Raw genomic sequence first — 26,234 nt, 5'->3', positions numbered from 1 at the left:
CTCGCTACGTCAACTCGGCTGGCTCCGCGTTTGGCGTGTACGCGCGATCTTGGAGATCGAACCATTCCGGTCGGTTGTCTCAATTGCCCCCGAGGTTAACGGTACCCTTCCGAATAATGACGTTGCCGTAAAAAAGAGTTTCACCTGTCGCGATCACCGCAAATGCCTGCTTGGCCCGTTCGTAAAATGCGAAACACTCAATACGTTTGAGCGTGAGCTTCTCGCCCGGCATGTCATCGAGCGCCTTTTGCACCAGCCCGTGTGCTGGGACGATTTTGTCGGACTCGCCGATTACCCCCATGCCGAGCAGAGGGTCTGGCTCGTCCCGATCCACCGGCATCACCGAAAGCACCGCCGTCAACATCCGCTTCAAGTCGCTCGCCTCCATGCGGATCAACCGCTGACCCAGCCCGGCTCGGACCATCGCCTGGACCCCCCGCCTTACCGCGAGGCTTTCAACCAGCCGGCATCTGGCTCGTCATGAGCAATGTGGCGGATGCGGACAAGACGACTGCCGCCGGGGATGGCTTGCAGATGCTCGATCTGGCCGGCGACATCATCGGCCAGAAGATCGACCCAGCCGACGGAGCCGGCAATAGAATCCTGCGTGTCGGCAATGGCCAACAGGTCACGGGTCTTCTCGGCGTCGTGCCGGCACTGGACGACGATCGTGTTGTCGACCGCGGCTTCATCCATCAGCGGCTTCAGGTCGTCAGGACCGAAGTCCGACCGTAGGGGCCGCATGGCATCGCTTGTCATCCAGGGATAGTCGCCGGTCGACAATTTCCAGAAATGCTGATGGGCATCGATGATCATGCGGTCGGCGCCTCGGTACGGATGAGGCCCCTGCCCCGCAGAGCCTCCCATAGCGACGCGGGAATAGGCCGCCGAAAGAGCTCATCGTTTTCAAGCATTTCCGCGGCTACGGACGCCAGTCAGGACGCTTGCGACGGCCGGATGCGCCAAGGGGAACTGGATCGCCGCGGCCTTGGGCGGTACGCCGTGCTCGAGGCAGACTTTTCCGGCTCCAGCTTTTCAGCCAGCTCGATCAGCGCCATTCTCTTGTCGGTCATCGTCATCTCCTTCCTTGGTTTCGGGTGTCGCAGCAACCCGAACTTTTTCGAAAGATCGACGATGACCGCCAGCGTCAGCACCGGCCGCGTACTGCGCTCCACCGAGGGCTCCGCGCGGCCTCATACACCACTGTTGGGTCACGGCCTATTCATAAGCGCCATGAAATAATCGTTTAGCAATTCGTCCTTGTTGTCAATGACCTGCCAGGCGAAAGCTCAAGTAAGCAGCAGTTGAGGTAACCATGACCGTCGGTGGGGCAAATGAGGTTATTGAGCGAGGGAAGATGTCACTGATCCATGCTTTCTGTTCGCAGCTCCCCTTCCGATCCAGAGCGGTTCGGCTTCACCGCTTCGCCCGATCCAGTTCCTTTAGGTTGGACCAACACCATGTCTAAGGTAAGCCTCAGCGGCGTGTGCAAGCGATTTGGGTCACATGATGTAGTCAGTGACATCAACCTCGAAATCGGCGACGCGGAGTTCGTCGTCTTCGTTGGCCCATCAGGCTGCGGGAAGTCCACTTTGCTGCGCATGATTGCCGGCCTGGAAGACATTTCGCAGGGCGAGATCAGCATTGACGGCACGGTCGTCAATGACCTTCCGCCGTCGAAACGGCAGATTTCGATGGTCTTCCAGAACTATGCGCTCTACCCGCACAAGACCGTCCGCGAAAACATCGGCTTCGCACTTCGGCTCGCCAAGGTCGACAAGCAGACGATCCGCGATAAGGTCGAAGATGTCGCTCGCGTTCTTGAACTTGAAGCCCTTCTGGAGCGAAAGCCAAGACAACTCTCAGGCGGGCAGCGGCAACGCGTGGCAATCGGACGCGCCATCGTGCGCGAGCCGAGGCTCTTTCTGTTTGATGAGCCCCTGTCAAACCTTGACGCCGCGTTGCGCGGTCAAATGCGCATCGAGATTGCGCGTCTTCACCAGACGTTGAAGACGACCATGATCTTCGTGACCCACGACCAGGTCGAAGCGATGACGCTTGCCGACAAGATCGTTGTCTTGAACAAGGGCCGGATCGAGCAGGTGGGAAGTCCGATGGAGCTGTATTTGCATCCATCGAACCGCTTCGTAGCCAGCTTTATCGGCTCCCCGAAGATGAATTTCATCAAGGCCCGGGTCGATTCCGTGGCGGATGGCAGCGCCCACCTGCTGGCCGCTGCCGGGACTGCTTTGACCTGCCCGATCGGCACGGAACACGGTCTGTCGCGCAAGGACGAAGTGACGATCGGCATCCGCCCGGAAGATTTGTCACTCGGCGAGCAGGGCCTGACCTTTCGTGGTGTGGCGCAGGTGGTCGAGCATCTCGGTGCCGAAACACATGCGATCGTCGAAATGCCGCAAAACGAAGTGATCACCGCAGTCCTCGACGGCAAGTCGTCGGTCAAGGTCGGAGATGTGCTCTCCCTAAGCGCAGCCATGGATCATCTGCACCTCTTCGATTCAAACGGAAAAGCAATCGCGAGCAGGGGTCGGCCTTGAACACCAGGCGGACTGAACCGCCCCGGGTTTTCCGGAGGCCGTTTCGTTTGAGTCACGCGGCCATGGCTGGTTCTTCCAGCATGGCATAGTAGCGTTCCTCGGCTTCGGCCGGCGGGATGTTGCCGATGGGCTCCAGCAGCCGGCGATTGTTGAACCAGTCGACCCATTCCAACGTCGCGAACTCGACGGCCTCGAACGAGCGCCATGGTCCGCGTCGATGGATCACCTCGGCCTTGTAGAGGCCGTTGATCGTTTCGGCGAGAGCATTGTGGTAGCTATCGCCGACACTGCCCACCGAAGGCTCGACGCCGGCCTCCGCCAAGCGCTCAGTGTATCGAATGCTGACGTACTGGCTGCCTCTATCGCTGTGATGGACGAGCCCGCCTCCCTGCACGGGCCGCCGATCATGGAGGGCCAGTTCCCGAGCGTCCAGAACGAAGCTGGCATGCGCCGTCGAGCGAGGGGTATGAACGTTGCCAAGCGGCGCGGTATGGCCCGAGCCCGAGTTGCTGTTGCCTGCAAGCTCGCTGTCATCCTGCATCGCATGTGGAGCCATGCGACAGAATTCCGCTTTGGCAAGGCACCCGGCTCCGTATCGGCCATGAAATAGGCTCAACGGACCAACGAAGGAGGAGTTGATTCCGCCCGAAAGGGTGAGCCGGATGTTCCCGTGGGGACGATGGGCAAGGCGATCTCGTTAGCAGGCACGATCCTGGGACGAACTCTCCTAAGGTCGTTCAGATTGAGACGCCTCGCTCTACTTACCCTATCATGCGGCGGCCCAACGTCGACCGCGAAGAGAAGCGAGTGACCCGCGGGGCGACATGGTCCGGAAAATTATCAGGAGGAGCTTGACCTCAACGATCCCAATCAGAGGAGAGAAGCCTGCTAACGAGGTTCGGGATCTATAAGATTGTCCGACGACACGGCGCATCTTCGATACACACGGGCCGAAATCCAGACGTGCCAGCCCGCATCTATTCCGGCACACCGCTGCCTGCCACCTTCTGGAATCCGGTGTCGATGTTAATGGCCTACGCACTTGGCTCGGGCACGTGAATCTCGACACGACAAATCGTTATGCCGAGCTGACGCTGCGCGCCAAAAACCGAGGCGCAACGCGCCTGCCAACTGAGTAGTTCAGGTATCTCCACGGTACCCCGGCCACGTGTGTGCCTGGAAGGACGACAAACCCTCCTCGACTGGCTCAATTCGCTGTAGCGCATTATGTGTCCTCTCGCCCGCAGTCCACCTTCGAAAGACCGGCTCAAACCGTTGTCAGCCACACAATGGCGTCGGACACAAAACTACGAATTTGTTCCCGGGAACAAAATCGTAGACGATCGCCTTCGGCACGCCGCCGAAGAAGCTCAGCGCCCGGCACTGACCCTCGATGCAGTCTGGCAGCTTCTGGCTCGGGCTGGCGTGGGCGAACATGAAGGTTGACGCTCCCAGGACGGCCACGAAGATCTGGGCTTGGCAGATGACGCCGGTGTCGGGATCGACAAGCGATACGGTGTGCGCGACGTAGTCGGTTTGCATGTAGGCTGGGAAGCGCGCAGCCTCCATGTGATAGGCGATGGAACGCACTTCCCGTTCGGCCAGTTCAGCCTTGAGCAGTTGTGACAGGATCGGCACGGCGGCTGCGAAGGCCAGCGCGGTTCACAACGCGAAGCGCGGTGCGCACGCGCTTACCATCAAACCGTGGGATCAAACACCTAACTACTCGCCAGCTATCGCGCCGCCGGTCATTCCGGCAACCATATGGCGCTGCACGGCGAACGCGAAGATCACTACTGGCAACACCGTCACAGTGCCGACCGCCGCGATCTGGCCCCAGAACGTCCCGATGGGAGTGAGCAAGTTTGGCACCGCCACCGGGATAGTTGCCGTATCCCGTGAGGTAAGGACCAGCGCGAAAAGGAACTCGTTCCAGGAGTTGATCAGGCAGAAGATGCTCGTTGCAGCAAGCCCGCCCCGGGTCAGTGGCAGCACGATGCGCAAGAACGCTCCAAGGTGGCTGCACCCGTCCAATCGAGCGGCTTCGTCGAGCGACGTCGGCACCGCCATGAAGAACCCGCGCATCATCCACACGGTGAAGGGGATCGAGAATGTTAGGTACGCGGCGATAACCGCCGTATAGGTGCCGCTGAGCCCCAATTGATAGGCCAGCAGAAACAGAGGCACCGACAGGACCATCGCCGGCAGCAGCCGCGTGCCAAGCAAAATAAGAAGGTAGACACCCTGCAACCGCCCGCTCCGCCGGCTCAGGCTGTAAGCGGCAGGAACGCCCACCACGAGCGCGATTGCAGTGGACGCAAGCGCAACCACGACCGAGTTGATAAGGTTCCTGTTAAATCCCTTATTTTGGAACGCCTCGCGGTAGTTGTCGAGCGTCGGCGTGAAGGTCAGCTTAGAGGTCAAGGCGAAGATGTCCACGCGATTCTTGAACGAGGTGAGCACCAGCCACAGCAACGGTGACAGGTAGGCAAGGATTGCCACTGTGACGATGGCCAGGATCACCGCTTCGCCTATGCCACTGCGAGTTCGCGCTGAAGTCATTGACGCATGTCCTTGCGCAGGAGGAAGTGGAACATCACGGCAGCCAAGGCCATGACCACGACAAAGGTAACCAGGCTAAGCGCCGCACCGTAGCTGAGATCCCAATTGGCGAAACTTACGCGGTATTGGTACAGGTCGTTCACGACGGTCGATGACCCCGGCCCGCCGCCAGTAAGGATGTAGACCTTGTCGAACTCTCTCACGGCTTCCGTGATGCGGAACAGGACGGCCACAGCGAGGATCGGGGTGAGCATCGGCAAGATCACGAGCCAATACTTCTGAAGCGTTGTTGCCCCGTCGATTTCGGCTGCCTCCAGCGGCTCGGTCGGAAGCGCCCGCAATCCGGCAACCACCATCAGCGCGACAAACGGGAACCATTCCCACACATCCGCAGCGATAAGAGCCACAAGGGCCGTAGACCCCTGGCTCAGCATACCGCCCGCCGGCCCGATACCCAGCCCGCTCAGGATCCAGGACAGGTATCCGAATTGGGCGTTGAACGCAAAGTTGAACATCAAGCCGACGATCAGCGGGGCCAAGATCATCGGCAACAGCAATGCCGAAGTGACCAGCCGCTGGAAGACCTTCAGCCGATGCAGCCAGATTCCGACTAGAGTGCCGATTACAGTTTCAAGGACAACCGCCGAAACCACGAAGATGATGGTGGTCAGGATGGCGTTGCCAAAGGCGCCATCCTGAATGAGTCGTTGGTAGTTGGCCAGACCGACCCACTGGCCGGTCTTGCCGGGAACGACCAGGCTGTAGCTGTGGAAGCTCAGTTGGATACTGTAGATCACCGGGGCCACAACAACGGTCAGCAGGATCAACAAACTCGGCGTCTGCATCGAGAAGTAGAACCATTGCCCGTGCTTCGGCCGCCGACGGCTAGGTCGCGCTGGGCGGGGGAGGTCACCCCCTGCCTGCCGCCTTGTCACGTAGAATTGTGCTATTTCCCATGACGCTATTTCCCATGACCAAGCCCACCTTATTCGTATGTCACCGGGAGAGCGCCGTTCAACAGCTTGGTGATCTCGTTCTGCGCATCGTCCAAGGCGGCTTGCGAGGACACCTGGCCATTGAGGGCCTGTGACAGGTGGTTGCTCAGCACGTCGTTAATGCCTCCCCATTGTGGGATGCGCGGACGCGCCTTAGACTGCTGCAGGCTAGAGAGCTCCTGGTTCCAGTACGGCAGTTTTGCCTGCAGCTCCGGGTCTTTGAAGACGGATGTCAAAGCCGGCAAGCCGCCAAGTTCGGCGAGCTTGGTCTGAGTGGGCTTTGACAGGGCCCACGCCATGAACAGTTGGGCGGCCTCCTTGTTGGCGGAGTCCGCATTCACTGTCCATGTCCAACTGCCCAAGAGCGCCTCGGGATGATCGCCAACGGCTTTAGTCGGAATGGCGGCGTAGCCAATTTTACCGACGACCTTTGACTGGGTAGCGTCCTCAATAGCGCCTGGGGTGTCGCCCCAGGTAATGGACTCTGCAGCGATGCCCTGCTCGAGTTGAGTGGTGACCTCGTCCCATGTTGCCGAGGTGTAGCCGGGCGGCGCGTACGCCGTGAGCGATTTCTCGAAGTCGAGCGCCGCCACGTTCGCAGCAGAATTCAGGGCCGGATTGCCAGACGAGTCGAATAGGCCGCCACCGAAGGTCCACATGTAGTTCATCCACTCTAGGACGGTGGCGGTGTGCCGCTTGCCCGCGAGCGCCACTCCGTACATGGGCGAGGAGAGTTCCTTACCGGCCAGCTTATCTCCGCTCTTTCGGGTGAAGAACTCCGCGATGTCCTTGTATTGCTGCCATGTTTTAGCGGGGGCGAGGTCATAGCCATACTTCGCCTTGAAGGCCTGCTGCTCGGTCGGGTCTGAAAACAGGTCCTTACGGTAGAACATCATCATCAATCCACTGTTGGACGGCGCGCCGTAGCAATGCTCCTTCCACTGGGACGACGCCTTCCAGAGCACAGGAATGATGTCCGCGCTGCGATAGGTGGGCGCACCCTTCGGCTGAGCACCGCAGAAATCATCCTCGATTTGGATATAGTTCTGTTCAGCAAAGCTCCCGAGATACTCGTAAGGAATGGAGAGGACGTCGTACGTACCACTCTTTGTCGCGAAATTGAGCACCGCTTTCTGAACCAAAATGTCATAGGGGGCCTGCTCGAGCGTCACCTCGATCCCGGTCTTTTTCTGGAAGTCCGCAAGGAGGTCCTGTAGAACTGTCGAATTTGTCGCCGCCTCAGCGATGATATGCAAGTGTGTTCCTTTATACGCTTGGCTCCAGCCGTCCGGACCAGTTCCAGTTTCGTCCGCATGGCCGCCCACCACGAAAAGAAGGGTTCCCAGCATGCCCAGCGAGAGCTTGGTTGGTAGATTCTTGCAGTGCTTCCGTCCCATCAGTCTTCTCCATTTCTAAGTTGCAGTCCGATAGCGTTCAGAGGCTCAGCGTGTCCGTTTCACATCGATCAGGATGCTCTCGCAGTTCGTCGGCTCAGCAGGCAGCCCACTCAGCAGGTTCCATGCCGATCGTGGAGCAGCAGACTTACGCCTAGCATATGCGGATCATATCCGGGTCGTCGGGTACAAGGCGCGATGTGTCTGACCCACCCACTGTCACAACCGATCGACATTGGTCGCGCTCGCTGAGGATGACGATCTGTCCGACCGGGTGGCCATGTCTTAAGCGCAAGCTTCGCGGCGGACTCGACAGCTATGCTGCCGTGGAACCAGAGACTCACCCTGCTGAGATGGCTAGTAGCGTGAGCCGAGTGGCGAGCGTGAGCAAGGTACAGGAAGCACAGTTCGATCCAACGTGCGTCATTTGTTGCACTCGGGTGTCGGCTGCGTGGAGCATGCGAGCCGGACGCACCAATATTGTTTGGCCACGCTTGGGAGGTCAGATTCAAAAACCGACAGTCTTCAGCGTCCGGGATATTCGGCCCGGACATCCGGACGAAGGTCGAAGTGGGTTCTGCGCCGGCCGAGCAGCCGCGAAGATGCGCTTCTTTATCCGCTTTGAGCCCGGAGGCGCTGACCTTCTCAGATCCAATCAAGCTTCCATTGGTTTTTCTGTACACCATGTTCGACAGTCTAGAAGTTGCGCCGATGGTTGAGAATTTGAAACTTGCGATCGATTTATAAGCGGGACGCATGAATGGCCGCCAGTTTCGGGGGCGCCAATGAAGGGTGATCCAGACGGTCCGGGAGAAGTCACCTGCCGGGATTGCGAGAGGATCAGCCAGCCGCCGGCGCCATTCCATCCGACCGGGGCTCGACGGGGCCGAACCTGGTGGCCATGATCGCCTTCGAGAAGTTCGGCCATGACGTTGCCGCCTGGAACTAGTCAGTTCGAGATAGACTCTGACCCAACTGAAGGGATCAGAGATTAAGGTAAGCGCGAATTTCCCCCGCACCTTTTGCTGTTGAGTGCTCTGATGCATGAGGTGTCCACCAAAATAGGTGGACACCAAGTGATGGAAGAAGACGCGCAAAAACTGCGGGTGAGGCTTGTCGGTCGGAACGGGCGACGCCGATACGACCCTGCATCGAAGGACCGTCTTGTCTCGGCCTGCCTTGAGCCTGGCGTGTCGGTATCGAGGCTTGCGCTCGAACATGGGGTCAATGCGAACCTTCTTCGGAAGTGGATAAAGAAGCGCGCGAAGACCCAGTCCCTCCCGCCATCCTCACCACTGGCGTTCATCCCGGTTCAGATTGGAAGTCCTGCCGATCGGGCCTTCCTTCGACAGCAGCATGGCTGCGGTGGATTTGCCGCGGACTTGCGATGAGGTGCGTGGGTCGGCATCGAAAAGGACTGCGCTTTTTCCTCTCCGGCCAAGGTGAGCGCGTCATTGCCGAACGGTGTGAAGTTGACGCTGGAATGCGGTGATGTGGATGCATTGACGGCGACCATCGGAGCACTGGGTCATGTTCAGACTGGGCGCTGACCTGAAAGTCTACCTGCACCGCGAGCCGATCGACTTCCGGGCCGGCATCAACAGCCTGCGGTTCTGGTCCAAGAGACGATGCAATCCTTTCAAGCTCGTCGGGGACGAAAGGAACCTCGATCCGGCCAACCCCCTCGGGCGTCATCCAAGGCAAGATGGAGAACGTCCATAGAATGCGTTCCGCATGGCGGTTCGCTAAGAATTCCGAGTAGAACTCCCATTCTCCGCGACAGTCCCACAGATAAACCAAGTCCCTGCGGAAGTCGGCGTACCACGCTCCAAGCTGTCGCCGATCAAGTTTCGCGGCAAGCGATGTTGTCCTTGCAAGCACGTCCTCGCCGGCTCCATCGGCGTGCCCGAGCAGAGCGGCTGAATGCTCGAGGAAGAAAGTCACAGCGGCAAAACCTCCTCAAGGAAACGGTCCATATCGCCGTGCCACCGGTAGGACACACGGGCCGCGGGATTTCAGTGAAAAGCTCATCGAGCGCGGTCAGAATGACATATTGTTCGTCTTCGAACTGACGCGAGCCGCCGAATTGTGCGGCTGCCCTGCCGGCAAAGTACGCATTCCAAGCCGGACAGGTGCAGCGCGTAGCAGCCCGTCGACGCCATCCACGGGGACAGAAGAACTCCGGGGAGGGCCTCAAGTTCACGGTGCGCCTCGGCGTTCGTTCCTGCTAGCCATTAACCACCCAAAGCCATTGACAAAAAGGATGAAATAGCGGAACGATTAATTGGTGACGCTTATGAATTTCCAGTTTCGGCATGTACGGTCCTTCATTGTCGTGGCGCAAGAGAAGAGCTTCTCTCGCGCGGCAGAGCGCCTGAATGTATCGCAGCCTGCCCTCTCGCAGACGATCATCCAGCTCGAAGAGAACGCCGGCTTTCCTTTGTTCGAACGTACGACACGCGCCGTGAGCCTCACCGTGTCAGGCGAGAAGCTGCTCGCAAAGGCTTTGGCGCTCAGCCGCTCCATGGACCAGTTCCAAGACGAAGCGCTGCGGCTGCAACTGGCCCTCAAAAGCGAGCTTCGCGTCGGCTTCATGATCGGTACCGCAGTCGAATTCATTCCGGCGATCGTCAGGGAGTTCGAGCGGGTGCGGCCAGACGCGATCTTGCGATTGAAGGAGTATGATTTCTCCGACCCCAGCGCCGGGCTCATTGCCGGTGAGGTCGATTGCGGCATTATCCGCCCGCCGATCGGGGCGGAAGATATCGACATCGTCGAGATCGCCCATGAGAAATGCGTCGCCTGCCTACCCACCGGCCATCCGCTCACGGCCAAGCCGACCGTCCTGCTCGCTGACATATTGGACGAACCTCTCATCACTTCGCCTACGCCCGGGATCTGGCGGGAGTATTGGCTGGCGAGCGAGTATCGCGACAGCAGTCGGCCGGCGACGGTCGCGCTCGAAGTGTCGACTGTCGAATCTGAACTGCAGGCCGTTGCGATGGGCCGCGGCATCAGCATCACCGCGGACAGCACTGCGCGCTACTATGCCCGTCCTGGTGTCGTCTTCCGCGACATCACCGATATGCGCGAATGCGTGATTGGCATCGGCCATCGGGGTTCACCCAACCGGCTCGTCGAAGATTTCATCGCGGTCGTCAAGCGGGTGACAGCCAATCGCACATAGGCGTGACGGGTTAGAGTGGACACGCAGCTCGTCGCGCTCTCATTCCTTCAGGATCTTGAGCTTCCCGGGCGCGCACTACCCGTTTGCTGGGAATTCCTTGAAAACAGGCCCCAGCGAATCGTATAAGCGACCAAATAGCTGGTATTGCTTTTCAAACGCCTTATCGTTGGATTCCGGATCGTATACCGTTCCGACTTTAACGCATTGCGACGCAGCCTCTCCGTAGCTCGCATACTCACCTACCGTGACAGCTCCAATTATAGCCGCACCTAGACTTGGTGCCTCTTCGTCGGCGGGGATGGCAACCGGCAAGCCGCAAATGTTCGCCTTGATCTGAGACCACAATGAAGATTTAGCACCACCGCCTGTCGAGATGATCTTTTCGACACCTATACCGGACGCTCTGAAGTTGTCAATATTCTTACGAAGTAGACAGGCGACCCCATACATAATTGCCAAGGCGAAGTCGTAAGAGCCGTGTGCGATTGTTGCGCCAAAGAATACCCCCGTTGCGTTTCGGTCAAACTCGGGTGGATTAACGCCCGTAAGGTATGGCAGGAACGTCAAGCGGCGGTCGACCTCTTTCTTACTGGCCACCGCGTCTATCTCTTCAAAAGACACGCCAGGTAGAAATTCATTCCTAAACCATTCTAAACTAATACCGCCCGATTCACATACCGGAAGATAAACATAGCTATTAGGGAAAGGTCCGCAGTAGAAAGGGATACGCGACGGTGAAGCAAACGGTTCTTCAACAAGCGTCGCAATAGAAGAGACCGTCCCTGCAGACTCACTGACAATTCCTTGGGCAATATTCCCCGTGCCAATCATGCCCGCGAAATGATCGAGCGTGCCTGAATTGACAGTGCAGCCAGTCGGAAAATCTAGCTTCTTCCGCACACGTGGCAGTATCTCTCCGACAATCGAGCAGGGATCTATCAATCTGGGCAATTGACATATTTCGACACCGCAATACCGCAGCGGAGCCTCCCAATATACCCGTCTTGTCACATCGAAATAGTGAGAAAATGGGTAAATCGAATGCTCCCCAACAAAATGACCAGTCAAGTGGTATATAACATAATCCTTGAGCAGAAAAAACTTACGCGCCTTCTTGAAACACTCTGGCTCGTTATGTTTAATCCACAACAATTTCGTCAGCGGCCAAGTCGGGATAATTTCAGGCTGGCCGGTTATGCGATAGCATGTATCTCGGTCAAACAATGCGGACAACTCTTCGCATTCACTTTGAGAGCGCATGTCCAGCCAAGAAATGCCGTTCCGCAAGGGTTTTCCCGGCTCATCAGCCACGATGAGCGACTCTGCCTGTCCGGTTAAAACCAATTGTACCGGCTGCTCCCGCCCAAGAATCGGTTGCGCTCTCCTGTAACACGCTGCCACGAGATCCAAAATTCGAGCTAGATAATGCTCTGCATCGAACTCGACGGTGGTGTTCTTCCGCAGGTAAGAAACCCCCGCACTTTCCAACGCGACCAGGGTCAAATTATCCGTATACGCACCTACCTTGATATTGGTAGTCCCTAGGTCAACTGTAATAATCGCCATCGTTGCCACCACTCCAAATCGCTTCTCGTCCTTCGACTTGCGCCCAAAAAGACTTGGCCCTGCGAAGATTGTGAAGACTGAGGATGTTGTCTCCGGTGGGCGTGACGAGGCGCCCACCGGTTTGCATGGATCTCTCGTCTACTCGCCGACGATCTGAACCCGAACGACGCGTTCCCTCTCGCGGGTTTGATCGAGATCTGCGAAATAGATCCGCCCGAAAAGACCCAAGGTCATTTTACCGTCTAGCAGCGGTATTGCCTCCGAACGACCAAGCAAACAGGAACGTATATGTCCATCCGTATTTAGACACCATTCATTCAGTTCCCCCCGCAGCGCCAGCGCTTGTTGCGTGTGGAACTCCCCAGGATGCAGATACTGTCCTTCGTACTTGCAATCCGGAATAATCTTTTCGAGACAATTGATGGTGTCCTGAAGAATAAGCGGGATTTTTCCGTAGGTCTCCCCCTCAGAGTCTTCTTGAATAAGCACGCTGCAGCTGGTGTGCTGACTGAATACGACCACCATGCCGTTTTGAATACCGGCCGCAGTGACAATCGTGGCTACTTTGTCCGTGACGTCTTCAAAATGGATACCGTGCCGCGACTTGACTGATATAGTCTCATGAAACACCGCCATAGTGGTTAAGCTCCTTCAATTTCCGACTCTTTCGCGATATGCGCGACTCATTTCCCTTATCATTCGTTCGAGCATGTCCTTTGGATCTGCCGCACACATCACAGCACTGGTGGAACCAGTGCCGTCGGCGCCCGCACGAACGATTTGGTAGACATCATTCTCGTCGCTAATCCCTGCTCCGTGCAGCACCTGGATTTCCTTGTCCACCTCACTCACAGCCTGGTTGATTCTCTCGATCTCCTGAATGTCATCTGCGCTACGCTTTCCGCCCCCGATCAACGCGGGAGACTCTGCCAGAACAATGTTGGGTTTGAGCCTAGCAACAGCAGCACTTTCTTCGACCGATCCAGCGCAAACCAGCGTAGCGAGCCCAACTTCATCCGCCCGACGGATCGTTGCGTTTAGCGAGGAAAGACTTAAGGGTTTCTCTGCGTGGTTCAGCAAGACACCCACTGCACCCGCTTCTCTAAGGGCTTCAGGCAATACCGCGCCTACACCACGACCGATGCAATTCGCATCCATGTGTTGAGCAAATACCTTCAGCTTGGCTGTCTTTTGCGCGATGCGATAGATGTCAGTGTACTGCGCCGTGCAGATGATATCGACGTCATAGTCTTCACACAGCTTATCAGCATGCAATGCGAGCTCTATTGCCCTATCACCATATAAATAGACCTTCGGGCCAAGTTCGAAGAAAGGCCTTCTGAGCGAAAAGACTTCTATCATCGCCTATATCCTACCAAGAATACCGTTCAAAAAATCGGCCGCGGCGGGCAATGTGACTTCTGGTCGTCCCATCGTGCTACATTCCAAATTGATGAATCGGCTATATCCGCACATCTTGAGCGCTCTAAGCCCACGCTCCCAGTCAATGCTTCCGGATCCTGGCGTACAGCGGTTGTTGTCGCCCAAATGCACATGTCGAATAGCGCCGCTGTCAGCAACGGCCGTTATAGCGTCAGCTATATCGGCCTCCTCTATCGACATGTGAAAGAAATCGGGCAGAATTCCGGTTTCCTTCAAGCCAACCTTGGACGCTACCCGCGCGCAGTCCACAATGCTGTTCAAATAGGGGCTTTCATAGCGGTTGATCCCCTCGAGGAGGACGGCCCCTTTGGTCCCGACCACAGCCTGAGCGATATCCCGGTAGTTCGAAACGAAATCATCCTCTTGTTCCGGCGTCATCTGCCGATATATGTCGAACAACGGCAGAGGGTTCTGAGGTCCCAGAAGATATTCGATTTCAGTGATAGCGCCGATTTGCGCGCACACCTCAGCCGCCTGGATATAGAGTGCCTTTGTGGCTGCCCTCTCTCGGGAATCATCACTCATCAGTTTCCCGGCGGCGGGCGACATGAATAGGAACTCACAAGGTGTAACGCCGGTGTTTTCTTCTAGATAAAGTAATTCCTCCATCTTCTCATCGTTCCACGAGTCATGATCGGCAAATACGGAGATACCTTTATAACCCCAGCTCCGCAGTAGAGTCGCCTTGTCAGTCAAAGTTCTCCCTGGGACCATCATGTTGGTGCACGAAAGTAACATAGCGATTCACCTATTTTCTAATGGCCACTGAACGAAGATATTAGAAACACGTATACGCGCCGTCTACAATGAAGTCAGCTCCGGTCGTAAACGAACTAGTGTCGCCTGCGAGATACACGGCGATCGATTGTAATTCTTCCGGCTTCCCCATGCGGCGAAGTGGCGACAGTTGCTCCCACTGCTCGATCAGAGGTCGTAACGCGGGCGACTTCAACGTCATTTCTGTCGCCATATACCCAGGGCTTATGGTGTTTACTCGCACGTTCCTAGTCGCCCATTCGATGGCCATTGCCTTGGACATCTGGATGACCGCTGCTTTTGATGCTGCATATGACGCTTCGCGCTGGGGAATGTTGACAATATGAGCCGACATAGATGCTGTGCAGACGATTGAACCGCCTCCCTGTTTCAGCATGACCCGCCCGGCCGCCTGCGCGGTCAAGAAGGTACCGTTTAGGTTCACTTCAATGATCTTCTTCCAATCCTCGTACGTGTCGTCCTCTACTGCCACTTCGTTTGAGATTCCCGCGTTGCAGAAAGCAATATCGAGGTGACCGAACTCTTCGAGAATTCTGTCTATCATCGCATTTACCTGTCGTGGATCTGTAATATCTGTCTTAATGGCAATCATTCTGCTACTGTTTGCGGCCGATATCTCCGCGCATGACTTCTTCGCTTCATCCAGATCAAGATCTACAATGGCGACCTGCGCCCCGGCCTCGGCTAGTGCACTGACGATTGCTTTGCCAATACCGCGGGCGCCCCCTGTTACGAAAGCGATCTTTCCGTCCAAACGCATTCTTTCTAGAATACCCACTTTAGAAATCTCCACTTCTGAGCCTCGCGATTTGGCCAATGGGGAAAAAGACGTCATTGCTTGCGACTCCACATGCTCTTTCGCGCAATCAGGAAAACAGTCAGCGCCATAAGAACGCCGAGAACAGAGGTCGCGATTGCGTTCAGTTCAGGCGTGATACCGCGTTTTCACAGAGGCGAACATAAAGATCGGGAGCGCTGGATTCGGTCCGGACACGAAGAACGCTATGATGAATTCGTCGAAACTCAGAACGAACGATAGAAGTGCCCCGGCCAGCAAAACTCCCAATACAGGCATCATCGCGACCTAAACTCTCAAGCTGAGACATGTCGGTCTGGGTAATGTTCATGGCTGTCTCAACCCGTTGGCGGAGTTGGAATTATCCATGTGAAGCCATTGACAACAATGAGAAAGAACAGATAGATTAATAGGCATAGGTGATGAATTGCCAGCGGTACTGTTGCTCCGTGCTGTCAGCAGTGATGCTCATTCCACGGCGGGAGCCCACTGGCTTGCAGAAGCCCGGGTTCGACTGTTGTCGCTCGGACACGACTTTGGCGGCCAGGCGATCTGGTCCACCCCGTTGACAGGCACACCACGCATTTCCCACGCGCGATCGTGACAGTTTCGATGTCATCGAGATCGACCGGTGGGCGAACGATGCTGCAATTAACCCTTGCCGTCCCACAGACCTGTCGACGGATCCGAAAATCAAACTCCTGCAGATACAGTCAGGCACCCAGCACATTTGTTCAAACTCACAAGTGATGGCAGGGAATAAATGAATGAACCGCGGTGCCGATAGCCGACACGTAAGCTGCTCTTCAGGGGGAACTGCAGCGCTCTCGCCTAGCCCGGCAACACGTCGATGTCCTTCGCCGGCGTCCGCGCAATCGGGGTCAGGGTCGCGCTGCGGGTGGTGTGCTCGAACACCGGAAAGCCAAGCGCCCCCCGTATTGAATGATGGTTTGCGACAGCGCCGGCTGCGAGACGTTCGCCTCTTCGGCAGCGCGCGCAAAGCTGCTCTCATCCGCCACGTCGACGAAGGCGAATATACCAGACCTGGATATTCATAAGCGTTGCCAATTAATCGTTCCGCCAATCGTCATTGTTGTCATTCGGTCCGCATGGATAATCGCAAGGCAAGCCAACGAGTTGAGCTGAGCCGTGAAATATCAGCCGCAAAGACGTCTCCCCAGAAATGGGAGTGGGTCTGGCGGAATGTCCAGGCAGCCTGATTCACAGTCCGTTCCCAACTCCCAAGTGACGGCTGTTTCCTCTGGCGGGGCTCGAGATCCCCGCCAGAGGAATCAATGTCCAGATGGAGCACCCATGAGCTTGAGCCTTTGTAAGCGGGCAGCTGAGGCCGTTCAGCTCTGGTATTTCTAGGGAATGAGGGCGTCGATACCGCTGTTTGGCCAGCCATCAGCGGTGCGATCGAGGGTCTGGGTGAGCCAGGCGTGCGGATCGACCAGGTTCATCTTGGCAGTGGCCAGCAGGGTAGCGATGGTGGCCGATGTCCGCCCAAGAGGCTGTTCTTTCGTGTAATTGCCTGCGGCCTGATCGCACGTTCGACGGTCTTGGAGTCGAGCTCGATGCGGCCGTCGGCGAGGAAGCGCTCGAGCGCGGCACGCCGACCGAGCGCATAGCGGATCGCCTCGGCGGGCTTCGATTTACCGACAGCTTAGGCAGCTCGTTTTCCCACAGCCTGAAGAGCGCGGCGACGATGGCGACAGATTTCTCCTGACGCGCTGCTATTCATGCTGCCGCGTCTTGGCCGCGGACCGCCTCCTCGATGGCCCACAGCGGGGCCATATGCGCCACGGTCTGCGAGGCGATGGTGGACGAGCCCGCGGCATGCAGTTCGTAGAACTTGCGCCGCACGTGTGACCAACAGGCCGCCTTCGTCACCGCGTCATTGGCCCGATCGGGCTTGGCCAGCCGGTTATAGGCGGCGTATCCGTCGACCTGCAGGATGCCGCGATAGCCGTCCAGATGGCGGGCAACACATTCGCCGGCGCGGCTGTCCTCGAAGCGATAGACAACGATGGGCGGTCCGCTGCCGCCAAAGGGCCGATCATCGCGCAGATAGGTCCACAAATAGGCCGTCTTGGCCTTACCCGATCGCGGCGCCAGCGTTGGCAGCGTGGTCTCATCGGCAAAGACCCGCTCGCCCTGCTTGATGCGGGTCAGCGCGTACTCGGCCAGCGGCTCAAGCTCGAAGCCGATCTTGCCCATCCATTGCACCATCTGCGACCGGTCGATCTCGACCTGGTCGCGGGCATAGATCGCTTCCTGCCGATAGAGCGGCAGACCATCGGCATATTTCGACACAGCGATCTGCGCCAGCAGTGCTTCGGTCGGAATGCCAGTTTGTCCCCAGAGCGTCTAAGAGGCAATCCTCAGTTAAACTTAAATTGGGACGTCCGCCGGGGTCGCCCACTCCGGACTCACCCAAGTGCGGCACGTGCTGCATCGGAGGACGAATATGGCCACCAAGCTAAAGCATCTTACTGTGTTCGCGGCGCTTTGGGATCGAAAAATAGCTGATAACCGCATGGACAAGGCGCACGCGGCGCCACGCTGTCAGGCTCTTAGCAAGCGACGGGGGGTTGGCTGCACAGCTCCAGCGGTGCATGGGCACAGGGTGCCGATTTCATCGAGCCAAAGGGGCGCGCGCTACGCAACGGCTGTTTCAATCTCGCGTCGATGAACAGTTTGAAATTTCCCCGCGAACCACGTCGCGTCGCCATGAAATCCTATTTGCGATAAGCCGTGATCACCTTGCGGATCGCATCGGCGATCTGTCCGAGATGACGTTCCTCCATTCTATCCGTCCACCACATGCAGATGGTCTCTCGGCAGGCACGCTCGGCCGCCGGACAAAGTTCGGTGTCGAAGTCGTCCTTGCGAACGCCATCGAGCGTGAACGGCAGGCCGGAATTGCCGAACGTTTTGTGTTCCTTGATCAAGGGATATCGATAGAGCGGGATCTGACCGGGATAGCCAATGAAACCGTCGATGCCCTCGGCCGTCAGGGCTTTCATGATTTCCGAGATCGGACGCGACAATCTTTGGGAATCTAAGCGAAATGAATAGAAGAAATAGACGCCAGCTGTCTCTGGCAATGGTAGGACCGGAATCACATCGGCACCGGAAAGCAGCGTGGTCAGCCTGTCGGCGGCGCCGACCCGCGCCTTGACAAACTGGTCCAGCTTTTTCAGCTGGGCTAGGCCCACCGCTGCCTGCAACTCCGTCATGTGGTAGTTCGGCGCGAGGAACAAATGGTCGCGCCCTCCCCTTTCGCGCGGCCAACCCTTGTCGCTGCAGTGTCTGAGCCCGCGCCCGAAACGCCCGTCTTCATTGCTGATCACCATGCCGCCGTCGCCGGTGGTCATGTGTTTCGACTGCTGGAAACTGAAACAGCCGAGATTACCCAAGGTGCCGCACAGCTTTCCCTTGTACAAGGCAAGATGGGCTTGCGCGCAGTCCTCGATGACGAAGAGGTTGTGTTTTTTCGCGATCGCCATGATCGCATCCATGTCCGCAGGATGACCGTAGACGTGCGTGACGATGATCGCCCGGGTACGCGTGCTGATGTTCCGCTCGATGGACGCCGGGTCGATGTTCTGGGTGTGTGGATCGACATCAGCAAAAACCGGGATGGCGAGCTGGGAAATGATCGGGATGACCGTGCCAACGTCTGTAATGGGAGAGAGGATGATCTCATCGCCAGGCTCGGGGTTGAGGTAGATGACTGCCGTGTGAAGTGCTGCAGTCCCGCTGCTGACGGCTACCGCGTGGCTGACGCCATATCTCGCCGCAAATTGCCTTTCGAACTCACCCGTTTTCGGGCCAACAAGAAAGGAAAGGCTGCCAGACTTGAGGACTTCCGACAACTCTGCCATCTCTTCGTCGCCGAGCGTGCGCCCCGATGCATCGCGAAAGCTCGGAAGGGTCCCCTCGATGGCGCGGGGGCCACCATTGATGGCCAGGTCTTGCATTAGGATGTCTCTCTTCGGGTTCTGGAGCATTTGTTTGCTGGCGGCTTAAGGCCTGATGAATACCTAAAGGCCGAGGAAATTGGCCATGAGTTGAAGCTGATGCTCGAGCATGTGTCGGCCGAGATGGATCCTGCATCCGATTGCGCGCGCGGCATCGAGGAGTGGTGTTATCTCCGGCTCCATGATGACTTCGGCGACCACCATGTCCGCAGTTAGCAGGAGCGTGTCGAGCGGAAGCGGATCGGATGCATTCATGCCCAGCGTCGTTCCGTTCACGATAAGGTCGTGGCCGGTCGGGTTACCGGAACCCAGTTGGACGTCGATCTGACCGTAGGTTGCGATCAGCTTTTCGCGAAGCGCCTCGATCTTGCCTCGCGTGCGGTTGGCGAGGGTTAGACGCCGCACGCCTGCTTCGACAAGTGCAAAGGCAATGGCATTCGCTGCTCCGCCCGCGCCCGCGATGTAGACAGACCTGCCCTCGACCTCGATGCCGGCGTGCCGCAGTCCCTCCACGAAACCGATCCCATCGAGTTGGTCGGCTATGATCCGGCCATCATGATCGCGGCGCAGCACATTGGCGGCGCCGACGGCGCGGGCTTGCGGGCTGACCACATCGCAAAGACGGATGATTGCCTGCTTGTGCGGGACCGTGACGATTGCTCCGTCAAAGCTCTTCAGCACGCGCAGTCCGCCGACAAAGCTCTCCAGATCGGCCGGCGCCACATTCAGAGGCACCATGACGGCGTCGGTGCCCCTCAGCCGCGCAATGCGGTTGATCTCAGGCGGCGCTTTGACATGTTCGGTTGGATGCGCCAGGATTCCAAGAAGGCGTGTCCTACCGGTAATTTCGCCATTTTGGCGCTCAAGACCTGACAGCATTTAAGGTAAGTCCCTTCAAAGGGCAGAGCGGTTCTGCTTCGAAACAGACCAGTCGACTTCCATCCGGCATGCGGTTTCATGCCCTGTCTGTGACGGCGTCATGTGCTTGGACTCTCGCGCCAAGCGTCACTTGCCCCAATGCAGGGCCAGGAGGTCGACGCTGCGGGCAAGTTCGAGCAGACCATCGCGCGTCGACGGATGCAGGGCCTTCAGTGGATGCCTGACATGGTCGGAGTTGATAACCTTGCCTTCGGCCATCACCGTCTTCGTCGCCCGCAATCCGCATTGCCGGTTTTCGTAGTTGATCAGAGGTAGGATGCGCTCGTAAGCCTTCATCGCCTCTTGTCGCCGGCCGGCGCAATGATGCTTGATGACCGGACGAATGAGATCAGGAAGCAATGCGCTCGACATGACGCCGGTTGCGCCGGCGTCGAGATCGGCCATCAAGGTGATCGCTTCTTCTCCATCGAATGGACCCTCGATCGCGTCGCCACCCTTTTCGATCAGGTCGCGCAGCTTGGCGGCCGTGCCCGGCACCTCGATCTTGAAATAACGGACGAGCGGAAGGGTCTGCGCCAGGCGCACGAGAAATTCGACAGAGAGAGACGCCGCTCAATGGAGCGTCCTGGACCATGACCGGCAACTGCGCTGCGTCCGCGACCCTGGCGAAATGCTCATGGATCGACGCTTCGTCGAGCTTGATGCCGGCGCCATGATAGGGAGGCATCAACATGATCAGCTTGGCACCGCGATCAGCCGCGTGGCGCGCGCGCGCACTGGCGATCCCGGTGCTGAAATGGCTGCAGGTGACCATCACCGGCACGCGACCCGCTACGTGCTCCAGGCATAGGTCGGTAAGCTGCGCCCTCTCGTCGTCTGAAAGCAGGAACTGCTCTGAGTAATTGGCCAGAATGCAGATGCCGTCGACCTTCTGATCGATCATGCAATCCAGCACGCGGCGCTGGCCAGCTAGGTCGACTTCCCCGGCCTGCGTGAATGGTGTCGGTGCCACCGGAAACAGGCCCGAATACGGTTGGTCCTTAGCCATTTTCGGAAAATCCCCCAAGAATCTTCGTGATTCAAAGTCTTCTCTTGACTTTCATCTGCCTAGCATGAATGATTTTTGCATGCAATACTCGTTAATGGAGATGACTATGCCAGTTCGTCGATCGGCCCCGGCCATCATCCGGCTGCACGACGCGGACAATGTCGCGGTTGCCACGAGGCGGATTGAAATAGCTGAAGACCTCGGCGTGGTTATCGCTCAAGCCGAGATTCCCAGTGGTCACAAGATTGCCCTGCGAGCGATCGGCGCAGGCGAACCGGTGTCCAAATACGGACAGGTCATTGGCCGCGCGAGCACCAACATCCTTCCCGGCAGCCACGTCCACCTGCACAACCTGGCAATGCTCGACAGCGCCGTTTCGCATGAATTCGCCGTCGACGGCGGACCGACGCCTCTGCTCCCTGAAAACGAACGCAAGACCTTCCAAGGGTACCGGCGCGCATCGGGACTGATCGGCACCAGGAATTATATCGGCATCGTCACCTCGGTGAATTGCTCGGCCACGGTGGCTCGCGCGGTCGCCGATCATTTCAAGACAAACGGCTTCGGCGAATTCACCAATGTCGACGGCGTCGTAGCACTCACTCACGGTACGGGATGTGCGATCCCCACGAACACCGAAGGGTATCAGTATCTGCGCCGAACGTTGAGTGGCTACGCGAGGAACCCGAATTTCGCCGCCATCCTGATGATCGGGCTCGGCTGCGAGACCAACCAGATCAGCCACCTCGTCAAGGCCTTCGACCTGGAGGAAGGGCCCATGCTGCGGACCATGACGATCCAGCAGCTTGGCGGCACGCGCAAGACGATCGAAGAGGCGATTGGCATTATTCGCGGGATACTGCCGGCCATCAACGCCGAGCAAAGGACGACCGTTTCGCTTTCCGGCATCAAGCTGGCGCTTCAGTGCGGCGGATCCGACGGTTACTCCGGCATCACTGCCAATCCGGCACTCGGCCATGCCGCCGACCTTCTGGTCAAGCATGGCGGCACCGCGGTGCTCAGCGAAACGCCCGAAATCTACGGCGCCGAACACTTGCTGACGCGCCGCGCGGCGACGCCTGAGATCGCGCGCAAGCTGATGGCGCGAATTGAATGGTGGCGCGCCTACACCGCGAAGAACGGCGCGGAGCTCAACAACAACCCCTCGCACGGAAACAAGGAGGGCGGCCTCACGACGATCCTCGAGAAATCCCTGGGTGCGGTCGCCAAGGGCGGATCGATGCCGCTGCGGGAAGTCTATGAGTATGCCGAACCGATCCGGGAACCCGGTTTCGTCTTCATGGACACGCCCGGCTACGACCCGGTTGCTGTCACCGGACAGGTCGCGGGCGGCTGCAACCTGATCGTATTCACGACGGGTCGCGGTTCTGTTTCCGGGTTCAAGCCAGCGCCTTGCATCAAGGTTGCGACGAACAATGCCATGTTCGAGCATATGAGCGAGGACATGGACATCAATTGCGGCGGCATCATCGATGGAAGCGACAGCATCACCGAGGCAGGCGAGCGCATTTTCGAAAAGATCGTCGCCATAGCTTCGGGCGAACGCACGCTGAGCGAGGGCTACAATTATGGTGACTCCGAGTTCGTCCCTTGGCAAATAGGGGCGGTAACCTGACGTCTCGGAAGGGGTCGCATGGGGCATCGCCCGCTCGCTTATGAATCCATCGCCGACAACCTCAGAAGGGCTGTCCTTGGCGGATCTGTTCCGGAAGGCACTGTCTTGCTCGAGGGACCGATTGCCGCCCTCTTTGGTTCGAGCCGGTCGCCCGTCAAGCAGGCGCTTGCCACGCTGGAGGCGGAAGGGCTGGTGCGTCGGTTCGAGGGCCGTGGCGTGCTGGCTGGAAAGGGCGGGCCGCCGCTGCGGCTGAAGATAACGGGCGAGATGCTCGATCTTGAAGCGCCGAAGAGCGCCAAGGCCTTCGCCTGGCAATCCTACTATTATGACTTCGAGGAAACGGTCGTCCTGCGCGCCGTGTTTGGAAGCTGCCGCATCAACGAACTTGCCCTGGCGCGCCACTACAAGGTCGGCAGGACTGTTGCCGGCGACATACTGAACCATGCGGCGAAGAACGGCATCGTGATAAGCGACGAGAAATCCCGTTGGTGGATAAATCCGCTCGACGAGCGCCGGTTCCAGGATTTGTATGAAATACGGCTGTTGCTCGAACCGGCGGCTTTGCGCACCGCCATGACCCGCATTCCTTCCGACGCGCTTTCCAAAATGCGCGGGCGCCTGACGCAGGCCTCGGCAAGATTTCCCTTGGTGGAGCCGGCCGAGTTGGATGGGCTCGAGGAGGACCTGCACGTGAACCTGCTGCAGTACAGCTCCAATTCCGACATACTGGAAACTCTTGTCCGTACGCGTGGCATCCTCGTCGCCGGCAAGCACATCCAAAGGGCTGTGCGGGGCGATTTGCCGATCGATGCCTTCATGGACGAGCATCTGGAAATCATGGACGCCATCAATGCAGGCGATCCGGCTTCGGCGCAGGACGCGCTTCGCGAACATCTGCAGCGGTCGAGCGACAAGGCCATTGAGCGCCTGCGGGCGTTTCGCAAAATCAGCGTTGTCTCGCATATGTCTTATCTGCTGGGTTAGCGCCGGACACGCACGCATCGCCGCTCAGTCAGCCTTCGGGCCAGACTGCGTTTCCTGAATGATCTGGTCCTTGATGATCTCCCGCAATGTCTGCGCCAGGTTCGGCGTGGCGCTGGAGCAGCAAACGAGAATGGAACTGGTTGGCTCCTGTAGCGACATGTAGCCGTGTTTCATGGTGCTATCGAGATAGACGCTATCCCCCTGCTCCAGATCCATAGGCTCATAATACTCGCTGTACAGACGCACCTTGCCACTCAGGACGAGCATGAATTCCTCGCCCACATGCGCGGTCAGCGGTCCCATCTCCTCGGGGGTCATCGCCTGCACCTCGATATAGATCGGGATGATGCGCTTGTGCGCCACATCTGCGGACAGATAGCTGTAGCTGTAGTGCTGGCGCTCGAGCCTCTGGCCTTCGAAATTGCGACTGATGCTGCGCCGGGCAACCACAAGCGGTGGCGTGGGCTCGCTGGGCGCTGAATTCAACAGGTCGCCGATCTCGACGCCAAGGCCGTGCGACAGCTTCAATATGGTGTCGAAATTCGGCGAGATATGACCGTTCTCAATTTTCGACAATGTCGAAGTGGCAATGCCAGTCATGGCGCTGACTTCGGCAAGCGTCCATCCATGATAGGCGCGCCGCTCCTTCAGCAGTTTTCCAAGGTCTTTGGTTTTTTTGTTCATATCTTGCCGTCGTTTCCAATTGCCTAGACCACAATCTTCGCCACGCTATGGCTTGCGTTCAATACTTTCGCGAAGCGACATCGCACCCAACGCCGCGAACAACAAGGTTACGCACAGCACGATCGAAACGAGCGCATTTATCTCAGGGGTAAAGCCGGTTCGCATCATTGCCCAGAGCCGCATGGGCAGCGTCGTCTCTCCGCCGACGAGAAAGAACGTGACCAATGTTTCATCGAACGACAGCGCAAAAGCAAGCAGCGAACTGGTCAACAGTGCCGATCGCAACTGCGGCAGAACAACATAGAGGAAGGTTTCGAGACCGTTTGCGCCGAGATCGAGAGATGCCTCTATCTGCGAATTCTCAAGTGTGTCGAGCCTGATTGTGACCATGCGATAGACCACCGCCAGGATCAGTACGACGTGGCCGATTGTGACCGTGATCAGGCTTCGCTCCAGCCCGATTTCTCGGAATGCGACCAGCAGCGAGATTCCGGTGATGATAGCCGGCAGCACGAACGGCAGAAAGATGATGAACTCGACATAGGCGCGGCCGCGCCGCGCACCGGTTTTCATGTAGTAGGCCAGCGCCAATGATATGATCGTCGCGCTGACCACAGCGCAGATCCCGACGACGATCGAATTGTAAAGGGCCGCCAATAGCTGCGAATTGTCCGCCAGCCGTCCGTACCATTCCAGACTGACGTTCGACCAGTCGATCTGATGGTTCTTCATGGCGAAAAATGAAAACAGGATTACGATCAGCGCTGGCGCGTAGAGTACCGCGAAAGTAAGGCCGGCGATGACCCAGAGACACGCGACGGTTAGACGTTCCAGCCTGGTCATTTCACCCTCGCATTTCGCAAGATGAGAGACGCAACGCTAATCAGCGTGACGACGGTAACGAGAAGCACAACAGCCAATGCAGCGCCGAAAGGCCAGTTGAAGGCCATGCCGAACTGGCTCCATATGGCGCGGCCGAAAGTGAAGCCCTCGCTTCCGCCTACCATCTGTGGGGTGAGGTAGTCGCCGAGCGCAAGCACCATCACGAACAGCGCGCCGGCGATCGACCCGGGCAGACTTAGCGGTAGGACAACACTGAGGAATATCTGGCCAGGCTTGGCGCCGAGATCGGCCGCTGCACTCAGAAGCGATTGCGGTATGCGCTCCAGTGCCAGAAAGATCGGAAGGATTCCGAATGGCAGATAGATCACTGCCATCGTTAGCATCACGGCGGTCTGGTTGAAGATGAACAGTTTGCTCGGCGCATCGATGATGCCAGCCGCGAGCAGGAAGGAATTCAGGAAGCCATTGAAGCCGAGAATGCTGCGCATTGCATAGATCTTGACCACATAGTTCATGACCAGCGGCAGTGCACTGAGCAGCAGCAAAAGATAGCGCACTGAGCCTTCCAGCCGCCATATCAGATAGGAGATGATATATCCCAGAATGAGCGCTACCGCCGCGACGACAAAGGCAAGCTTTACCGTTCCGAAGAAAACATAGAGATAGCTGGCACTTTGGAAAAATGCCGTATAATTTGACAGCGTCAGTTGCCCCGTAACCTGGTTGTCCTTCATCTCGAGAAAGCTGTAAGTCAGAAACGACAAAAGCGGCATTAGAATCAGGAGCGTGGGGACACCATAGACCAGTATCCTTGCAGCAAGTCTTCCGAACGACAGGCGCCAATATAGCGGGCCGCCATTGTTGGCGTGCACGATGTCGGCGGTAGACACGGTCAT

The 26,234-nt window shown here is 57.8% G+C and carries 23 protein-coding genes and 7 pseudogenes; 8 read left to right on the top strand and 22 right to left on the bottom strand.

What is annotated here, in order from left to right; translation table 11 throughout:
* Window positions 1-79 precede the first annotated feature (79 nt).
* The 3 genes from ACVDG8_RS26855 to ACVDG8_RS26845 all read right to left on the bottom strand — a co-directional run bounded on the left by ACVDG8_RS26855 (window position 80) and on the right by ACVDG8_RS26845 (window position 1,154).
* Window positions 80-364: an RbsD/FucU domain-containing protein gene (locus tag ACVDG8_RS26855; RefSeq protein ID WP_455707861.1), complete on the bottom strand. Its 285-nt coding sequence runs from the start codon at window positions 362-364 to the stop codon at window positions 80-82.
* Window positions 365-441: 77 nt separating this feature from the next.
* A complete protein-coding gene (locus ACVDG8_RS26850; protein WP_447251132.1) occupies window positions 442-816 on the bottom strand; it encodes an amidohydrolase family protein in 375 nt (124 codons plus the stop codon).
* 119 nt (window positions 817-935) lie between these two features.
* The gene (locus ACVDG8_RS26845; RefSeq protein ID WP_447251131.1) at window positions 936-1,154 is read right to left on the bottom strand and encodes a hypothetical protein; all 219 of its coding nucleotides are present in this window, start codon (window positions 1,152-1,154) and stop codon (window positions 936-938) included.
* A 306-nt stretch (window positions 1,155-1,460) separates the two neighbouring features.
* On the opposite strand from ACVDG8_RS26845, the gene ACVDG8_RS26840 reads away from it, so the two are divergent.
* Complete coding sequence (locus ACVDG8_RS26840) at window positions 1,461-2,558, top strand: ABC transporter ATP-binding protein (RefSeq protein ID WP_455707860.1); 1,098 nt, start codon at window positions 1,461-1,463, stop codon at window positions 2,556-2,558.
* 52 nt (window positions 2,559-2,610) lie between these two features.
* On the opposite strand, the pseudogene ACVDG8_RS26835 reads toward ACVDG8_RS26840, so the two are convergent.
* A pseudogene (locus tag ACVDG8_RS26835) lies at window positions 2,611-3,012 on the bottom strand (integrase core domain-containing protein); the annotation flags it as partial.
* Between ACVDG8_RS26835 and ACVDG8_RS26830 the strand changes: the two are divergent.
* Together ACVDG8_RS26830 and ACVDG8_RS26825 are read left to right on the top strand one after the other, a co-directional pair.
* Window positions 3,013-3,168, top strand: a pseudogene (locus ACVDG8_RS26830) (IS110 family transposase); the annotation flags it as partial. It lies immediately after the preceding pseudogene.
* Window positions 3,169-3,490: 322 nt separating this feature from the next.
* The gene (locus ACVDG8_RS26825; protein WP_447257100.1) at window positions 3,491-3,697 is read left to right on the top strand and encodes a tyrosine-type recombinase/integrase; all 207 of its coding nucleotides are present in this window, start codon (window positions 3,491-3,493) and stop codon (window positions 3,695-3,697) included.
* Between the two features lie 193 nt (window positions 3,698-3,890).
* Here ACVDG8_RS26825 and ACVDG8_RS26820 read toward each other — a convergent pair.
* From ACVDG8_RS26820 to ACVDG8_RS26800, 5 genes and pseudogenes are all read right to left on the bottom strand, one after another.
* Window positions 3,891-4,109 (bottom strand): annotated as a pseudogene (locus ACVDG8_RS26820) (IS21 family transposase); the annotation flags it as partial.
* Window positions 4,101-4,211 (bottom strand): annotated as a pseudogene (locus ACVDG8_RS26815) (ATP-binding protein); the annotation flags it as partial. The pseudogenes ACVDG8_RS26820 and ACVDG8_RS26815, both read right to left, overlap by 9 nt.
* A gap of 69 nt (window positions 4,212-4,280) precedes the next feature.
* The gene (locus ACVDG8_RS26810) at window positions 4,281-5,081 is read right to left on the bottom strand and encodes a carbohydrate ABC transporter permease (protein WP_455707281.1); all 801 of its coding nucleotides are present in this window, start codon (window positions 5,079-5,081) and stop codon (window positions 4,281-4,283) included.
* Window positions 5,082-5,116: 35 nt separating this feature from the next.
* Window positions 5,117-5,947 (bottom strand): carbohydrate ABC transporter permease, encoded by an 831-nt coding sequence (locus ACVDG8_RS26805; protein ID WP_447251129.1) that lies wholly within the window; start codon window positions 5,945-5,947, stop codon window positions 5,117-5,119.
* Between the two features lie 158 nt (window positions 5,948-6,105).
* Complete coding sequence (locus ACVDG8_RS26800; RefSeq protein WP_455707280.1) at window positions 6,106-7,512, bottom strand: extracellular solute-binding protein; 1,407 nt, start codon at window positions 7,510-7,512, stop codon at window positions 6,106-6,108.
* A gap of 1,076 nt (window positions 7,513-8,588) precedes the next feature.
* Between ACVDG8_RS26800 and tnpA the strand changes: the two are divergent.
* The 3 genes and pseudogenes from tnpA to ACVDG8_RS26785 all read left to right on the top strand — a co-directional run bounded on the left by tnpA (window position 8,589) and on the right by ACVDG8_RS26785 (window position 10,696).
* Window positions 8,589-9,059: pseudogene (gene tnpA, locus ACVDG8_RS26795) on the top strand (IS66-like element accessory protein TnpA).
* On the top strand, window positions 9,040-9,231 hold the full coding sequence (locus ACVDG8_RS26790; protein ID WP_455707887.1) for a hypothetical protein: 192 nt from the start codon (window positions 9,040-9,042) through the stop codon (window positions 9,229-9,231). The pseudogene tnpA and the gene ACVDG8_RS26790 overlap by 20 nt, the downstream one beginning before the upstream one ends.
* A gap of 613 nt (window positions 9,232-9,844) precedes the next feature.
* On the top strand, window positions 9,845-10,696 hold the full coding sequence (locus ACVDG8_RS26785; RefSeq protein ID WP_455707279.1) for a LysR family transcriptional regulator: 852 nt from the start codon (window positions 9,845-9,847) through the stop codon (window positions 10,694-10,696).
* Between the two features lie 75 nt (window positions 10,697-10,771).
* On the opposite strand, the gene ACVDG8_RS26780 is transcribed toward ACVDG8_RS26785, so the two are convergent.
* The 10 genes and pseudogenes from ACVDG8_RS26780 to ACVDG8_RS26735 all read right to left on the bottom strand — a co-directional run bounded on the left by ACVDG8_RS26780 (window position 10,772) and on the right by ACVDG8_RS26735 (window position 21,191).
* On the bottom strand, window positions 10,772-12,262 hold the full coding sequence (locus ACVDG8_RS26780) for a xylulokinase (protein WP_447251125.1): 1,491 nt from the start codon (window positions 12,260-12,262) through the stop codon (window positions 10,772-10,774).
* A 138-nt stretch (window positions 12,263-12,400) separates the two neighbouring features.
* Window positions 12,401-12,898 (bottom strand): secondary thiamine-phosphate synthase enzyme YjbQ, encoded by a 498-nt coding sequence (locus ACVDG8_RS26775; RefSeq protein WP_447251124.1) that lies wholly within the window; start codon window positions 12,896-12,898, stop codon window positions 12,401-12,403.
* Between the two features lie 15 nt (window positions 12,899-12,913).
* Window positions 12,914-13,624 (bottom strand): triose-phosphate isomerase, encoded by a 711-nt coding sequence (locus ACVDG8_RS26770; RefSeq protein WP_447251123.1) that lies wholly within the window; start codon window positions 13,622-13,624, stop codon window positions 12,914-12,916.
* A 3-nt stretch (window positions 13,625-13,627) separates the two neighbouring features.
* Window positions 13,628-14,401, bottom strand: coding sequence for a TIM barrel protein (locus ACVDG8_RS26765; RefSeq protein WP_447251122.1), 774 nt, complete (start codon window positions 14,399-14,401; stop codon window positions 13,628-13,630).
* Between the two features lie 82 nt (window positions 14,402-14,483).
* Window positions 14,484-15,317, bottom strand: a complete 834-nt coding sequence (locus ACVDG8_RS26760; protein ID WP_447251121.1) for an SDR family oxidoreductase — start codon at window positions 15,315-15,317, stop codon at window positions 14,484-14,486.
* Between the two features lie 842 nt (window positions 15,318-16,159).
* Window positions 16,160-16,297, bottom strand: a complete 138-nt coding sequence (locus ACVDG8_RS26755; protein WP_447251119.1) for a helix-turn-helix domain-containing protein — start codon at window positions 16,295-16,297, stop codon at window positions 16,160-16,162.
* Between the two features lie 348 nt (window positions 16,298-16,645).
* A pseudogene (tnpC, locus tag ACVDG8_RS26750) lies at window positions 16,646-17,630 on the bottom strand (IS66 family transposase); the annotation flags it as partial.
* A 389-nt stretch (window positions 17,631-18,019) separates the two neighbouring features.
* On the bottom strand, window positions 18,020-19,264 hold the full coding sequence (locus ACVDG8_RS26745; RefSeq protein ID WP_447251118.1) for a DegT/DnrJ/EryC1/StrS family aminotransferase: 1,245 nt from the start codon (window positions 19,262-19,264) through the stop codon (window positions 18,020-18,022).
* A gap of 63 nt (window positions 19,265-19,327) precedes the next feature.
* The gene (locus tag ACVDG8_RS26740) at window positions 19,328-20,143 is read right to left on the bottom strand and encodes a shikimate dehydrogenase family protein (RefSeq protein ID WP_447251117.1); all 816 of its coding nucleotides are present in this window, start codon (window positions 20,141-20,143) and stop codon (window positions 19,328-19,330) included.
* A 126-nt stretch (window positions 20,144-20,269) separates the two neighbouring features.
* Window positions 20,270-21,191, bottom strand: a pseudogene (locus ACVDG8_RS26735) (dihydrodipicolinate synthase family protein).
* Between the two features lie 106 nt (window positions 21,192-21,297).
* Between ACVDG8_RS26735 and ACVDG8_RS26730 the strand changes: the two are divergent.
* Window positions 21,298-22,827 (top strand): UxaA family hydrolase, encoded by a 1,530-nt coding sequence (locus ACVDG8_RS26730; protein ID WP_447257099.1) that lies wholly within the window; start codon window positions 21,298-21,300, stop codon window positions 22,825-22,827.
* A gap of 18 nt (window positions 22,828-22,845) precedes the next feature.
* On the top strand, window positions 22,846-23,811 hold the full coding sequence (locus tag ACVDG8_RS26725) for a GntR family transcriptional regulator (protein WP_447251115.1): 966 nt from the start codon (window positions 22,846-22,848) through the stop codon (window positions 23,809-23,811).
* A gap of 24 nt (window positions 23,812-23,835) precedes the next feature.
* Here ACVDG8_RS26725 and ACVDG8_RS26720 read toward each other — a convergent pair whose 3' ends face one another.
* The 3 genes from ACVDG8_RS26720 to ACVDG8_RS26710 are packed head-to-tail and all read right to left on the bottom strand — an operon-like array spanning window position 23,836 to window position 26,234.
* A complete protein-coding gene (locus ACVDG8_RS26720) occupies window positions 23,836-24,495 on the bottom strand; it encodes a helix-turn-helix domain-containing protein (RefSeq protein ID WP_447251114.1) in 660 nt (219 codons plus the stop codon).
* Window positions 24,496-24,540: 45 nt separating this feature from the next.
* Window positions 24,541-25,338, bottom strand: a complete 798-nt coding sequence (locus ACVDG8_RS26715) for an ABC transporter permease (RefSeq protein ID WP_455707278.1) — start codon at window positions 25,336-25,338, stop codon at window positions 24,541-24,543.
* Window positions 25,335-26,234 carry an ABC transporter permease gene (locus tag ACVDG8_RS26710; protein ID WP_447251112.1) on the bottom strand — a complete coding sequence of 300 codons (900 nt, stop codon included), beginning with the start codon at window positions 26,232-26,234 and terminating at the stop codon, window positions 25,335-25,337. Before ACVDG8_RS26710 ends, ACVDG8_RS26715 begins: the two co-directional genes overlap by 4 nt.

This window comes from Mesorhizobium sp. ORM8.1 (assembly GCF_053005525.2).
This window is presented reverse-complemented; position numbering and strand designations above follow the sequence as displayed.